The sequence below is a fragment of the Nocardia violaceofusca NBRC 14427 genome, assembly GCF_963869435.1.
GTDB lineage: Bacteria > Actinomycetota > Actinomycetes > Mycobacteriales > Mycobacteriaceae > Nocardia > Nocardia aobensis.
Map to the genome: position 1 here is coordinate 115823 of NZ_CAWMPM010000013.1, position 13622 is coordinate 129444.

Below are 13622 nucleotides of genomic sequence, written 5' to 3' on the forward strand. Positions count from 1 at the left end.
ATTCACGCTCCTGTCGCGGCGGATTCGCCGTAGTAGTCGGTGTGGGCCTTGCTGATCGCGGTGACCAGTCCGCCGATGAGGCGGTCGCGGTGATCCTCGGCATACTGCAGACTCGCCTCGCGGCCGCGGTTGCGCAGCCGGAAGTGCGGAATCACCTCCGAGGCGAACAGTTCGTAGCTGCGTTTGGTGTCCTCCCAGTCGGCCATGTCGACATGCAGGATCAGCAGGGTGCCGAAGCCGCCGGTCTTGTCGAGGAGCCGCTCGATCTGCGCGATCGCCTCGTCCGGTGTCCCGATGACGGCCTGGCCGAATTCGCCGAGGCTGTCGTTGCGCCAGTGGTCGATGATCCCCCGTCCGGATTCGGCCCACTCGGGTCGCTGTCCGGTCTGGCGGTTCACATAGGCCGCCATCGAACCGATCCGGCGCGCGACGGCGCGTTCGGCGTCGGCCCGGGTTTCGGCGAGGAACATCGGATTGACCAGCCGCCACCGCGAACGGTCCGCGCTGTGACCGTGCTCCGCGCACACCTTGTCGTAGATTCCCCAATTGCGGTCCAGCACATCGAAACCCGCCGGTGAGCTGGCGGCGAGCGACAGCAGTGAGAGGCCGTGGGTGCCGGCGAGCACCGAGCCGTTGGGGGAGACGGTGGAGGCCGTGGCGATCTCGATCCCGGCCGGGTCGTAGGTGGGTAGCTGAGCGCGAGCGTCGCGCAGCGTGAACCAATCGGTGGACATGTTCACCACGTCGCCGCGCAGCAGCGCCAGGATCGCCTCGAGCGCCTCGCCCTGGCGCCGCCGCTGGTCGGAGGGGTCGATCCCCATCATGTGCGCGTCGAGTGGGATCTTGCCCGGCCCGGTGCCGAAGATCAGCCGCCCCCGGGTCTGCAGATCGAGCTGGGTCATGCGGTCGACGGTGACCAGCGGGTGATGGTAGGGCAGTGACACCACGCCGGTGCCGAAGCGAAGCCGCTGCGTTCGCTCGGCCGCGGCCGCGATGAAAACATCGGGCGCGGGCACGATTTCGGCGCCGGTCGAATGGTGCTCACCCATCCACGCCTCGTCGAATCCGAGGTGATCGAGGTGTTCCATCAGATCGATATCGCGCCGCAGCTGCAGGGCGGGGTCGGCGTTCAGTGGATGGTACGGGGCGAGGAAGGCCCCGAATCGTAAGGATTCGGACGTGTGCACGGAGTCTCCTTCGAACGGCGCGTCTGTGATCTGCTTCACCGCGCTGTGTCCTGCTTAACATGGATCACTTGATCCAAAAGTTTCCTGTCTCGGTGACCGAGATGGATCGAGAATCTCTGCACCCCAACACTTTCCGTGTGCGTATGAGATAGGGTTGCCGGAATATCGGATCGAGCGAACCAGTACGGAGGTGGTCTGATGTCGGCTCCAGCGCCCAACCGCCAGGGCAACGCGACCCGCGGCCGGCTCGTCAAGACGGCCGAGCGTCTGTTCGCCGCGCACGGGGTCGACGCGGTGTCGGTGCGCGCGGTGAACGCGGCCGCGGGCCTGGGGCCGGCGTCGGTCAACTATCACTTCGGCACCAAGGACGACCTGATCACCGCGGTGCTGCTGGATCTCGGCGCCGCGGTGCGCGACAGCATTCGCGCCAATGCCGACCGGCTCGGCGCACGGGACGAGGCGCCGACCACCGAGGAGCTGGTGCGCGCCGTCACCGAGCCCTACCGCGATCTGCTCCTGCGGCACCGCACCCGCGGTATGCGGTGGGTCAGAATCGTCACCCAGGTCTCGGCGCGCGACCATCCCGCCCTGCGCGTGGTGGAGGAGAACCTGCGCGAGCGTCTGCACGTCCAGGTGCGGCGCACCTTTCCCGAGGCCGATCCCGCACGTCTGGAATCGCGCTGGGCCATCGCCCTCATGGGATTTCTGCAGGCGCTCGCCCGTGCGGGGGACTGGCATGGCCATCCCGATCCGCTGCCCGCCGAGGTGCTGACCGCCTACTACGAGGATCAGGTCGCCTTTCTGTCCGGGGGACTCGACCGCCTGCTCCGCGAGAAGAACTGATCTCGAGCCCGATTTCGCTGGTGGAGCATGTGGACCCGGCTTCCGGAGGTACATTCGTGTCCGTGGCGCCTGCCGTCACGGCTCGCGTCGGGAACCGGCTGTGAGGAGGCGAGATGGCGCGGGACAAACGCGAGGTATTCCAAGATCTGGTGGATCGGGTGCTCCACGGCGACGGCAGAACGCCGCGGGAACAGCGGGCGCAAGCCTTCGGAAACGCCGGACCGCCGCAGCTGCGCGAACTGGTCGACAAGGTGGCGACCCGGCCGACCGAGGTGACCGATGCCGACTTCGCCGCGGCGCGCGCCTCGGGGTTTGGTGAGGGCGAACTCGTCGAATTGGTGATCGCGGCAGCGGTCGGACAGTCCGCGCGCCAGTACGACGCGGGACTCGCCGCGCTCGTCGACGCGACCCGGGAGCGTGGCTGATGCGACCGGACGTCCTGAACCACGACTATCGGCCCGGAACCAAACTGCTGTTCAGGGCCGTTCGATTGTTCTCCGGTCAGCCGCTGCCCGATGCCGCGAAGCTGGTGTTCTACCGGCCGGACTTCTACGGCGCGCGAGCGAAGGCGTTCACGCACGCGGCGATGCGCGGCCCCTCCGAGTGGTCGGTCGCCGACCGGGAGCTGATGGCGGCGTATGTGTCGAAGGTCAACGCCTCCGCGTTCTGTATCGGTGCGCACACCGCGACCGCGGGACAGGCCTATGCCGACGAGGCGAAAGTCCGTGCGGTGCTCGACGATCCGGAATCCGCGCCGATCGGTGCGGGCCTGCGCGAGACGCTGCTACTGCTGGGCAAGCTGTCCCGCGACGGAGAGATCTCCGCCGACGATGTCCGAAAGGTGCTGTCCGCCGGGGTGTCACCACACCAGGTCGAGGACGCCATGGCGGTCTGCGCCGCCTTCAACACGACCAACCGGCTCGCCGATGCCTTCGGATTCGACGTGCTGAGTCCGGAGGGTTTCGGCGCGGGGGCCAAGTACCTGCTGAAGCGGGGTTATCGGTAGCGCCGGAGCGGTCCGCAGGTGTCTGCCCGGCGGAAATCTAGAACAAGTTCTCGCAATGGGTAGACAGTTTTGGTAAGTTGTCTACTAAGTCACGAGGGCCGCCCGCCGTGCGATCGATGCGGTTGCGACAACCCTTGTGTGACAACCGAAATCGCACTGGAATGCCAGTTCCGACCGAGGGGAAGATCATGGCCATCGTCCACCCACTGCCGACGACCGAGGGCGACCGGCGCACGCTGGCGCTGGACAGTCCGGTGGATCGCCGGCGCATCGGCGAACTCGAGGTGGACACCACCGCCGAGGTGCGGAGCGCGGTCGCGCGTGCCCGCGCCGCTCAGCCGGCCTGGGCCGCGCGCGGCATCGCCGAACGTGCCGAGATCCTGCGCGCCGCCGTCGGCGTGATCGTCGCCCGGCGCGCGGAGATCGCCGAGACCATCCGCACCGAGACCGGTAAGCCCGAGGCCGAGGCGCTCGGCGTCGAGATCGTGCCGGCCTGCGACTTCCTCAACTACTGGACCGCACGCGCCCGGCGTGATCTGCGCTCGCACCGGCAGCGGCTGCACGGCTATCTGAAACCGCTCAAGAAGCTGTACATGCAGTATCAGCCGCTGGGCGTGGTCGGTGTCGTGACGCCGTGGAACGCCCCGTTCGTGCTGTCACTCAATCCGGTGGTGCAGGCACTGGTCGCCGGCAACGCCGTGGTGTTCAAACCGTCGGAGGTGACGCCGCGGTCGGGTGAGTGGGTGGCGCGCGTGCTGCACGAGGCCGGAGTGCCGGAGGATGTCGTGCAGGTGCTGCACGGCGACGGCGAAACCGGTGCGGCACTGGTCGATTCGGAAATCGACAAGGTGTGCTTCACCGGCAGCGTCGGCACCGGCCGCAAGATCGCGGCCGCCTGCGCGACCCGGTTGCTGCCGTGCACCCTGGAACTGGGCGGCAAGGACGCCATGATCGTCTGCGCGGACGCCGATCTCGAGCGCGCCGCCGCCGGTGCGGTGTATCTGTCGATGTTCAACACCGGCCAGGTCTGCATGAGTGTGGAACGCATCTATGTGGTCGACAGCGTCGCGGACGAATTCATCCGGCTGGTCACCGAGAAGGCCGCGGCGGTCACCTACGGTCCCGGTGACACCGATATGGGCCCGCTGTTCTGGGATCGCCAGCGCGACATCGTGATCCGGCACATCGACGATGCGAAGGCCAAGGGCGCCGACATCGTGGTGGGCGGGGCCGCGGACACCGGTGACGGCCTGTACTTCCAGCCCACCGTCGTGGTCGGCGCACATCACGACATGGACCTGATGACCGAGGAAACCTTCGGTCCGGTGACCGCCATCATGCGGGTCCGTGACGAGGACGAAGCCATCCGGCTGGCCAACGACTGCAAATACGGGCTGAGCGGCTCGGTGTTCACCAAGGACGCCGCCAAGGCCCGGCGGATCGCGGCCCAGCTCACCACCGGTTCCGTCGTGCACAACGATGCGGCCGTCATCTACGGCGTGCCCGAGGCGCCCTTCGGCGGCCGCAAGGACAGCGGTGTCGGCCAGGTCAACGGCCCGGGAGCGCTGCGCGGCTTCACCCACGCCCAGCCGGTCCTGATCGATCGCTGGCAGCCCAAGCAGGAAAGCATCTGGTACCCGTACTCGGAGAAGACCATTCGCAACCTCGACGGTCTCATCCGCTACGGCTTCGGCAACAAGATCATGCGCAAGCTGCTGTCCTGACGAGCGCCCTCACGCCGTGCCCGGGCCGGGCAGCAGGGCGAGCAGATTGTGGACCAGCGGTCGCTCGTCGCCGGTGCGGTGCGCGGTGTAAATGGTTGTGTCGGCATCGGTTTCGGTCAGCGCGATGATGCGCGCCGAGGCCGGTGCCGTGAAGGTCGCGCTGCGCGGCGCGACCGTGATGCCGAGGCCCGCGGCGACCAGATAGAGAATGATGGTCCAGTTGGTGGCCTCCTGCACGATGCGGGGCCGGCGGCCCGATCGCAGCAGGGGCGCCAGGTTCCGGTCGTGGGCCAGCGAGCCGGCGGCGCGGGGGAAGAAGACCATCGGGTGGTCGACCAGATCGGCGCCGGTGACGGTATCGCGCGCGGCGAGCGGATGGTCGTCGGGCACCACGGCGACGAACGGCTCGGTCATGAGCGGTGTGGTGGTGGTCCCCGGCTGCGGGTCGGGATCGCGCACGATCGCGAGGTCCAGGGCGCCGTTGGCGAGCCGCTCCATCAGATGGCTGGTGAATCCCTCGACCAGGTCGACCTCGACCAAGGGATAGCGGTCGCGGAACGCGCGCACCCCGCGCAGTGGTTCGAGCGGCAGTACCGACGGCACGAAGCCCAGGTAGAGCGTCCCCTGTCCACCCTGCCCGATGCGGGAGACCTCGGCCAGATCGCGCTGCGCATGCCCCAGCAGGGCCTCGGCGCGCTCACGCAGTACGACGCCGGCGGGCGTGAGCGCCACCGTGCGCGAGGTGCGATCGAACAGGCGAGCGCCGAGCAGCGTCTCGAGCCGCCGGATCTGCTGGGTCAGGGCGGGCTGGGCGATGTGCAGGCGGGCGGCCGCGCGTCCGAAATGCAATTCCTCCGCGACGGCCAGGAAGTAGCGCAGGTGTCGCAGCTCTACCCCGTCCATATGCCGCCATCCATAAGTTCAAGATATCAATCGGAGCTATCGAATATTGGACGCTATGGGTTCCGGCGCGCATCCTGGTGAAGTGATTCTCGTCGAACCGATGTCCGGGCCGGCCGACGCCGCCGCCTTCAAAGAACTCAATCTGGAGTGGATCACCGCTCTGTTCGGCGTCGAACCGGCCGATCTCGCCACTCTGGACAATCCGCAGCGGATCGTGGCGGACGGCGGGCAGGTGCTGATCGCACGCGACGGTGACGACCGCGTCGGGTGCGTCGCCCTCATCGCGGAGGATCCGGGTGTTTTCGAGATCTCGAAAATGGCGGTCGCGCCGCGGGTTCGGGGCCGGGGGATCGGCCGCCTGCTGCTGAACGCCGCCATCGATCGCGCTCGCGCAGCCGGCGCGACCTCGCTGTTCCTGGCGAGCAACGGGCGTCTGGCCGATGCCGTGCACCTGTACGAATCGGTGGGATTCGTGCACGTGCCGCCGGCGCAACTGCGGCCGATTCCCTACGATCGGGCCGACGTCTTCATGAAATTCGATCTCACGCACCAGGTTTCGGCCGTCTGAACCCTTCTCGGGGATCAGTTGATCGGCGGACGTCCCTGCGTGTCCACGCCCGAGCCGTTCCAGTGGAACGACACCGTCGTATAGGTCCCGTCGGGGCAGGCGTTGCAGCTGCCCGGCGTCTTGTAGGTCAGTACGACGGTGTCGTCGGTACCGGCCCGGGAATCGACGGTGGTGAACGCCTGGGCTTTCGGCGTGGCGGTGCCGACGTAGTCGCCCCGGTGGAACAACAGTGCGTGCTCCGGGGAGCTCGCGGTGGCGCCCTGGGTGGTCACCACCACGACCGACAGTGTCGAACACCGGTTGTAGGTGCCGCGCAACGCGGGTGGGTTGTCGTTCCACGCCCAGGTGGCACCGCCACCGGCGTCGTACGGCGGCAGGGTCGCTACGGCCCGGCGGATCTCCGGCGCCGCGAGGTCGGTGGTGCAGTCCGCCGAGCCGGAACTCGTGGTGGCGGCGGCGGTTTCGCGCGTGGTGTGGCCGACCGGCGTCGGCGAAGAGTTGGCGGAACAGCCGGTCAGCGCGACGAGAGCCACGCCGGCGAGCACCGGCAGCCATGCCCTCCGCAGTGGTCGGCGCGGGATACGAGTGGCGGGGGAGCGTGGCGCAGCGACGGTCATATGTCGAGTGTGGCCGATGAGCTTGGTGACTCCTTTCGTTTTCCGAGCGAACGGTGACCCCAGTTTTCGTGTCAAGCAACTGGAACCTGCCGGGCGGCACGGCAACTGCGTAGCGTTCGACGGACACGTCGCCGGGGGAACGGCGACGCCGTCGGCTTCTGCAGAACAGGAAGACATCGTGTCCGAATTGTCGCCGGTTCCGGCCTGTCTCGCCCCCGCGATCGCCGATCGCACCTCGCTCGCCGCCGCCCCGGAACCGCGGCCGCAGCTCAGCGCCCGGGAAGTGGAAGTACTGCTCGCGTGGATTCTCGGCGAGACCAAAGGCGAGGTCTGCCGCAAGCTGTTCATCGCGCCCGGAACGGTCAACACTCACCTCGCCCGGATCCGGGAGAAGTACCGCACCGCGGGCAGGCCGGCACCGACGAAGGCCGCCCTGCTGGCGCGCGCCCTGCAGGACGGGTATCTGGATCTCGACGACATCTGACGTCGAGGCGGCGGATCAGCCCTGGTCGCCGGCGCGCGGTCCGGGGGCGTCGATCTCGATCCGCCGGATGCCGGAGCCGGGATCGTTGACCACGACCGTGGCCAGAATCGCCCTGCGCGGCGGCAGAATTCGAACATGGACCGTCCCGGCGACCGCGGTGGCCAACGCCGCGGCGACGGTGCCCAACACCCGGCGGCGGGCGGCGGCAGGCAGGTCGTCCAGGCCGTGGTCGTCGATCAGGACGACATCGACGCCACGCAACCGGGCATCGCGCGCCGCCGTCGTGACCGGTTCGGCGGCGAGCACGGGGGCGCGCAGCGTATCGCGCAGATGCGCCTCGATCAGGCGGCAGTCGTCGCGGGTGCGGTCGTCGAGCGGCTGCGGGCCGGCGATGCGTTCCAGAATCGGGCGAACCATATCGTCGAGACGCTGGATCTGGTCGCGGCGCTCGTCGAGCGCGGCGGCCGCCGCGGCTTCGGAACCCACCTGCCGGGTCGATTCCTCCCGCAGCCGGAAGATGGCCCGCGCCGCGGGACGAAGGGTGTAGGCGAAGAAGGTCGCCATCATCAACGGCCCCAGATTGATCGCCGAAATCGCGACGCCGTGACCGAAACCCTGACCGCTCTGCCACGACCACACGGCGGAGGTGGCGATCATCGACAGCAGACCGGCCCATGCGGCGCCGGTCCGCCCGCGCACGCACATGAACGTCGCGGTCACCGTCCCGCACCCGAACGACCACAGTTGCGCGACCGAGGTCGGGGGAATCGGCAGGTTGAACAGGGTCAGCGCCGCGGTCGCCGGAATCGAGACGGCCAGCACGGCGGTCGCGGGCAGGGGCAGCGGGTCGGGCTGGATGCGCAGCAGTGCCGCGGTCGCGGCGGCGGTGACGGCCAGTCCGGTGAGCACCGGCCACAGATGCCGGGTCTGCTGCACGGACGAAAGGCTCAGCGCCGCTTCCGAAATAAGGTAGAAGGCCGCGATCAGCCAGGCGGGCCGGGTATCCATGCCCAGGAGGGTGCGAGCATCGCGGACGGGTCCGGTGGCCGCGCTCATCGCTCGACCGCCCGCCACGACAAGTGAATCCGGGTGCCGGCGCCCGGACGGCTGCGCACCTCGACCTCGCCGCCGGGCAGACGGCGCACCCGTTCCACGATGCTGACGGCCAGTCCGAGGCGGTGGGAGGGGACCTTCGCCGGATCGAATCCGCGGCCGTCGTCGGTCACGACGACCTCGATCCGCCCCGCGTCGAATCGCATGCTCACCGTGCGCGCGGCGTGTGCTCCGGCGTGAATGACGCTGTTGCGCACGGCTTCCGCGACGGCGGCGCCCAGGACCTGGATCGGCTCGGCGGGAAAGCAGCGGTCGCCGCCGTCCGGGTCCTCTCGCACCGTGACCGGCAGCCGGTCGTCGACGTCGGCGACCGCGGTGCGGATGTGCGCGGCGGCCGTCGCGATCGTAAAACCTTGTGCGCCTTCGGAACCCACGTCGTCCAGCTTGCCCAGTGCGAGTTCGGCCTGGTGGCGTACCTCCGACCGCTGGGTTCCGCGCGCGGCGGCCAGCAGGGTCGACATCACCCAGTCGTGCAGCAGTGCGTTGAACCGGGCGCGTTGGACGGTGCGCGCGCTCGCCGCCGCGGCGGCGGCCGCGGCCTCGTGGGCTTCGGTCCGGGTGGCGTCCAGAATCCGTCCGGTGCGCATCGCCATCACCCCGGCCGCGACGAAGAGCAGGCAGAAGCTGATCGCGAACATGAGGTCCGGGACGAAGCGGCCGTTGTGGCCGGGCGCGCGGCAGAAATGGTTGATGAGCTGGACCGGGATCACCGCCGCGAGCAGTACGGCGACGGTGCGGCCCGCGGGCCAGACCAGTGCCGCGGACAGTCCGGCCAAGCCGGGGATGGTGGAGATCCACGCATCGGCGCGCAGCAGTTCGCCGTTCCACGCCACGGGCCACAGGGCGGCGGCGACCACGAAGCCCAGAGCGGTCACGGCGGCGGTCGCGCGAACCCACCGAAGGTCGGGATGAAACGAGAACAGACCCATCACCACGGCCGGACCGTAGACGATGCCCACGGCGAGCACCGTCCACCACAGGGCCAGGTCGTCGGCCTGGCTGATGATGGTCGCTGCCATCAGGAACAGATAGGCCACATACCCGGAGGACAGGAAGCGGGCGAACAACCGGGTGATGCGGTCCTCGGCCGGGCCGACCGTCGGCCGTGCGTCACCGGCGTCCGGATCTACCGGCGTCGACGTGGTATCGGCAGCCACCCGTCCTCCAGAGCGCGTTTGAACAGTTCGGTTTTGGTGCGCGACGGCCGCCCCGCCTCCGCGTACTTCTGCCGGATCCGGGCCAGATAGGCGTTGACCGTGTCTTCGGTCAGGCCGGTGAGCCGCGCGACGCGGGCCGCCGGTTCGCCGGAGGCGTACAGGGCCAGGACATCGCGCTGGCGGGGGCTGAGCGTGACCGTGGCGAAATTCTCGTCGGAGTCGATCGCGACCGCCCACTCCGTCGTAGGCACCTGGCGGCCGGCCGCGGCATCGCGCACGGCGGCGGCGACCACCCCGTCGCGTTCCGACTTCCGCACCACGCCGAGAACGCCGGCCCGGGCGGCCGCGCGCACCAGGAACGGTTCGTCACCGGAGGTGAACACCAAAGTTTCGATGCCGGCGGCCCGCAGGTGCTCGATATTGATGGCGGGGGAGGATCCGTCGGGAAGCCGCAGGTCGAGCACGACGAGTGCCAGATCCGTTGTAATGGACAATAATTCGGTCACCGATGCGGCCGTGGCGGCGATGGTGACGGTGGGCTCGCCGGCGAGGATCTGGCGCAGGCCCGCGATGGTGACCTGGTGATCCTCGACGACACCGATGCGATACGGGTCCCCCGCGACATTCTCCTGCACCCTGCCCCTCCTGTGCCGACCGTGCCCGGCGGCGCCGGTCCCGGCGCGCGAATACGGCAACGGATGATGATTGTTATTCACTCCGCCGGGGTAATTCATTACGTCCAGCCGTTCGAGCCTCCACGCACAACTGACCAGTCGTCGTGCGAAACACCGACTGGCGCACTCGCCGCGGCGGGGCAGACTGAGCGGTACGGGATGGCAGCGCCCCAGGTTCGAGGAAGGAGGCGTGGATGTCGTGACGGCAGAACCGCGCCACGTGCCCACGGTGACGGTGGATTTCGACGATCTCGCCGAACTGATCCTTGCCGTGCATACCGTGGTCACCGATGTGCCGCGCCGGCTACGCCGCCGGCACGACAACGTCGTCGACATCGTCGCGGCGACGGTCAGCGATATCCGGCCCACGGACGCGGGACGCCGACATCGTCTGCTGCGCACCCCGGCAGCTGCCTTCGCGGTGACCCAGCGCGGCGAAACGATCGACGTCGTCGTCGAGCAGGGCGATACCGTCGCCTACGCCAGCTTCTTCGATCAAACGCCCGCGGCTCACACGGATTTCGCGGCCTGGCTAGCCGAACACACCCACGACGCCCTCCGGGACCGGCACATCCACTCGATCCTGTCCTGAGCGTTGCGCCGAGGCCCGGTCAGCTTATTCGCTACTGCCCGAATCTGTTACTGCCCAACGGGTTTGCCGAACAGATCGAGCATGAACGGGGCGATCTGCGGCAGCAGGGTGGTCCACAATTCCGGGGCGAGCAGGACCGAGCCGGCGTCTTCGGTGTGGCAGCCCGCGGGCGCGGGTGTGCCGTCGAAGCGGTCGGCGAGGAATCTGATCATCAGCGGGACGGCGAAGGTGTCGAGGGTGAGATGTTCGCTGAAATGGTCGCGCAGATAACGGATGCGGGCGGTGGCGTCCGCGCAATAGGTCGCGACCAGATCGTTGACGGGCCCGACGGGAAGTAACCAGTCGGGGTTGGCGTGCAGCATGAACATCGGCATATCGGGGGTGTGGTGGCCCATCTTGATCTCGTCCATCACCGCCACGGCGCGCGGGTCGTCGAGCGGGTGTGGGATCGTGAAGAGGCTGTCGTAGTCGACGAACGGCACGACCAGGGAGGTCGGGACCTGGCAGAGGTTCTGTTTCGCTGCCACGAGCGCCCGGCCGGCGGGAGTCAGGTACTTGTCGAAAAGGTCTGCCAATTCGAGATATTCGCGGCTCGCGCCCACCGCACCGGCGAAGACGATGCCCGCGCCCGCGTTCGTGCTCGCCATTTTCAGCGCCCCGCCGACGTCGGCGGGGATACCGCCTTCGGCGGCGCCGACGATGGTCAGCTCCGGGGCGTAGTCGCGATGCAGTTCGGCGGCGTGGCCGGTGGCGAGCGCACCGCCGGAATACCCTATCATGCCCACCCGGGTGCGCGGCCCGTCCAGGCGCATCGGCGCGAAGTTCTCGGCGGCGCGGATACCGTCGAGGGTGATCCGGCCTTCCAGCGGACCCGCGCCGAAAGCCTGATCGGGGCCCTCGGTATCGGTGACGACGACCGCCCATCCCATCTGCGCGGCGGCGATCGGGACCGCGAACAGACTGCTGGTTTCGGCGGAGCCGGCGAGCGGGCCGAGCGAGCCCACCTGGCTCAGATACGAAGGGCGGCAATACTGTCCGAGCGAGTCCTCGGCGAACTGATACGACAGCAGGGGCCGAGGGGCCGGGCTGTCGGCGTGCGGTCTCATCACCGTGGTGACCGCGGGAATCGCGCGGCCGCGGGTGTCGGTCGAGCGGAACGACAGCTGCCAGGCATCGATGCTGAAGGGCAGGACACCGAGGTAGGCGAGGTGGACCTGCCGCGCCGCGATGATCTCGCCCGGCTGCTTACCGTCCACGATCGACTGATCCGGGTGATAGAACTGCGGGTCGAGTTCCGGTGGCAGTGGCGGAACCGGAAACGGCAGTGGCGGTGTCACCGGTACCGACGGTTGCGGGTCCGGTGGCGGGGCCGCCGTCGAGACCCCGGCGACCGTCAGAACGGTGGCCACGGCGAGGGCGGCCGCGACCAGTGCGGTCCGGCGGCGAGACGGGCGGATGCTGTGCGCGGTGACGTCCTTGTCCACCCTGTCAGCACACCGCACCGGCGGAACCGGGGGTACCGGCAATCCGACAGCCGGTGGCCGCGCCGTTTGGAAAAGTGCCCAAACGTGTTCAGGGCGCGAAGTGGTGCGCCTGCAGCCGCTGTGCGGTGAGAGCGGCGGCCACGGTCATCGCCTCGGTGGGGTTCTGCGGATCCAGCCCGATGAGATCCCGGACCCGGCACAGGCGGTAGTTGACGGTGTTGCGGTGGATGTCGAGGCGGCGAGCGGTGGCCAGCTGGTTCAGGCCGGTCGCCAGGAACAGCTCCAGGGTCCGGGTCAGGACGGGTTGGGTCTCCAGCGGTGCCAGCACCGCCGCCAGTCCGGGCCGGGCGGCGTCGCCGGCCGCAATGGCGTATTCGAACTGCAGATCCGTTCTGCGGCAGAAATTTTCGGCACGCTCGAGGCAGCGCCCGAGTTCGGCGAGGATGCGGGCCTCGGCGTACCCCGACGGGATGTCGGGCCGGGCCGCGGTCGCCGTGCCCACCCAGTACGCCGGTGCGGTCCGCGGCAGGCGGGTGCGCAGCGATGCCGTCGTGTCGCGGCCGTCGTCGCCCGGCGGAAGCGGGATCAGCGCGACCCACCCCGAAATGTCCATGCGCACAAGGACTCCCGGCATCGATTCGACTCGATGCCGCAGATCGGCCGCCACGTCGCCGATATCGGGGCCCAGCCGGAACACCGTGATCAGGTAGCGCTCGGCGAGCCGGACCGTAGGCCGCCCCGGCCATTGCTGCGGATCACGGCCGGTGAGCAGGGCCTCGGTCACCGCGCGCCGGTGTTCCATGAATTCCCAGCGTGGATCGTGCGCGCGGTCGGTCGCGGCCGCCACGATGCGCTGGGTGAGCAGCCCGAGGTAGCGCATCAGCGGCGCGGCCGCCGTCAGCAGCAGTTCGCGCTCGCTCGCCGTCGCCGAGTCGAGCAGGCGATCCCAGACGACACTCGCACCGAGCCGGTAGCGGTCGAGGACGTCGGTGACCGCCGCGCCGTCGCGGACGCGTTCGACCGCGAGCCGCACCATATCGGCGGTGTCGTCCTCGCCGGGTTCGATCCCGGTACGCAGGTAGCGGAAGAACAGGTCGACATTGAGTTTCACCCCGTGCGCGAAATCCGCGGCCACCAGCGATTCCGGCAGCCGCGGATACGGCGGCACCACCCCGTAGAACCCGTCCACCATCGCCACGACGCTACGGTGCAAATCCTCGATTCCCGGCCCGGTGGGCGGTGTCATGGCAGGCCCCTCCATCCCGCGCGA

15 protein-coding genes are annotated in these 13622 nt (G+C 68.9%); 7 read left to right on the plus strand and 8 right to left on the minus strand.

Going from position 1 to position 13622, the window contains the following annotated elements; genetic code table 11:
• Positions 1-2: 2 nt before the first annotated feature.
• Complete coding sequence (locus AC5592_RS12395) at positions 3-1187, minus strand: LLM class flavin-dependent oxidoreductase (RefSeq protein ID WP_036505708.1); 1185 nt, start codon at positions 1185-1187, stop codon at positions 3-5.
• Between the two features lie 198 nt (positions 1188-1385).
• Here AC5592_RS12395 and AC5592_RS12400 point away from each other — a divergent pair, with 198 nt between their 5' ends.
• The 4 genes from AC5592_RS12400 (at position 1386) to AC5592_RS12415 (ending at position 4760) form a co-directional block, all read left to right on the plus strand.
• Entirely contained in the window at positions 1386-2030 is a 645-nt protein-coding gene (locus tag AC5592_RS12400) for a TetR/AcrR family transcriptional regulator (protein WP_063064252.1), read from the plus strand.
• 113 nt (positions 2031-2143) lie between these two features.
• The gene (locus AC5592_RS12405; protein ID WP_063920291.1) at positions 2144-2455 is read left to right on the plus strand and encodes a carboxymuconolactone decarboxylase family protein; all 312 of its coding nucleotides are present in this window, start codon (positions 2144-2146) and stop codon (positions 2453-2455) included.
• Entirely contained in the window at positions 2455-3036 is a 582-nt protein-coding gene (locus tag AC5592_RS12410; RefSeq protein ID WP_036505689.1) for a carboxymuconolactone decarboxylase family protein, read from the plus strand. Before AC5592_RS12405 ends, AC5592_RS12410 begins: the two co-directional genes overlap by 1 nt.
• A 188-nt stretch (positions 3037-3224) precedes the next feature.
• The gene (locus AC5592_RS12415) at positions 3225-4760 is read left to right on the plus strand and encodes an aldehyde dehydrogenase family protein (protein ID WP_036505688.1); all 1536 of its coding nucleotides are present in this window, start codon (positions 3225-3227) and stop codon (positions 4758-4760) included.
• A gap of 9 nt (positions 4761-4769) precedes the next feature.
• Here AC5592_RS12415 and AC5592_RS12420 read toward each other — a convergent pair whose 3' ends face one another.
• The gene (locus AC5592_RS12420; protein ID WP_036505687.1) at positions 4770-5663 is read right to left on the minus strand and encodes a LysR family transcriptional regulator; all 894 of its coding nucleotides are present in this window, start codon (positions 5661-5663) and stop codon (positions 4770-4772) included.
• Between the two features lie 82 nt (positions 5664-5745).
• Between AC5592_RS12420 and AC5592_RS12425 the strand changes: the two genes are divergently transcribed.
• Positions 5746-6231, plus strand: a complete 486-nt coding sequence (locus AC5592_RS12425) for a GNAT family N-acetyltransferase (protein ID WP_198163819.1) — start codon at positions 5746-5748, stop codon at positions 6229-6231.
• A 14-nt stretch (positions 6232-6245) separates the two neighbouring features.
• Here the strand turns inward: AC5592_RS12425 and AC5592_RS12430 are convergent, their stop codons facing one another.
• A complete protein-coding gene (locus AC5592_RS12430; protein ID WP_084506592.1) occupies positions 6246-6848 on the minus strand; it encodes an LppP/LprE family lipoprotein in 603 nt (200 codons plus the stop codon).
• 178 nt (positions 6849-7026) lie between these two features.
• Between AC5592_RS12430 and AC5592_RS12435 the strand changes: the two genes are divergently transcribed.
• The gene (locus tag AC5592_RS12435) at positions 7027-7332 is read left to right on the plus strand and encodes a LuxR C-terminal-related transcriptional regulator (RefSeq protein ID WP_232329325.1); all 306 of its coding nucleotides are present in this window, start codon (positions 7027-7029) and stop codon (positions 7330-7332) included.
• 15 nt (positions 7333-7347) lie between these two features.
• Here the strand turns inward: AC5592_RS12435 and AC5592_RS12440 are convergent, their stop codons facing one another.
• The 3 genes from AC5592_RS12440 to AC5592_RS12450 are packed head-to-tail and all read right to left on the minus strand — an operon-like array spanning position 7348 to position 10237.
• Complete coding sequence (locus tag AC5592_RS12440; protein WP_157121788.1) at positions 7348-8340, minus strand: DUF8320 family protein; 993 nt, start codon at positions 8338-8340, stop codon at positions 7348-7350.
• Between the two features lie 44 nt (positions 8341-8384).
• Positions 8385-9602, minus strand: a complete 1218-nt coding sequence (locus AC5592_RS12445) for a sensor histidine kinase (RefSeq protein WP_063064255.1) — start codon at positions 9600-9602, stop codon at positions 8385-8387.
• Positions 9572-10237: a response regulator transcription factor gene (locus AC5592_RS12450; protein ID WP_063064256.1), complete on the minus strand. Its 666-nt coding sequence runs from the start codon at positions 10235-10237 to the stop codon at positions 9572-9574. Before AC5592_RS12450 ends, AC5592_RS12445 begins: the two co-directional genes overlap by 31 nt.
• Positions 10238-10475: 238 nt before the next feature.
• Here AC5592_RS12450 and AC5592_RS12455 point away from each other — a divergent pair, with 238 nt between their 5' ends.
• Positions 10476-10868 carry a hypothetical protein gene (locus tag AC5592_RS12455; RefSeq protein ID WP_157121790.1) on the plus strand — a complete coding sequence of 131 codons (393 nt, stop codon included), beginning with the start codon at positions 10476-10478 and terminating at the stop codon, positions 10866-10868.
• Between the two features lie 47 nt (positions 10869-10915).
• Here AC5592_RS12455 and AC5592_RS12460 read toward each other — a convergent pair whose 3' ends face one another.
• Positions 10916-12352 carry a lipase family protein gene (locus AC5592_RS12460; protein WP_063064257.1) on the minus strand — a complete coding sequence of 479 codons (1437 nt, stop codon included), beginning with the start codon at positions 12350-12352 and terminating at the stop codon, positions 10916-10918.
• Positions 12353-12440: 88 nt separating this feature from the next.
• Positions 12441-13598, minus strand: a complete 1158-nt coding sequence (locus AC5592_RS12465) for a PucR family transcriptional regulator (RefSeq protein ID WP_198163820.1) — start codon at positions 13596-13598, stop codon at positions 12441-12443.
• Positions 13599-13622 lie beyond the last annotated feature (24 nt).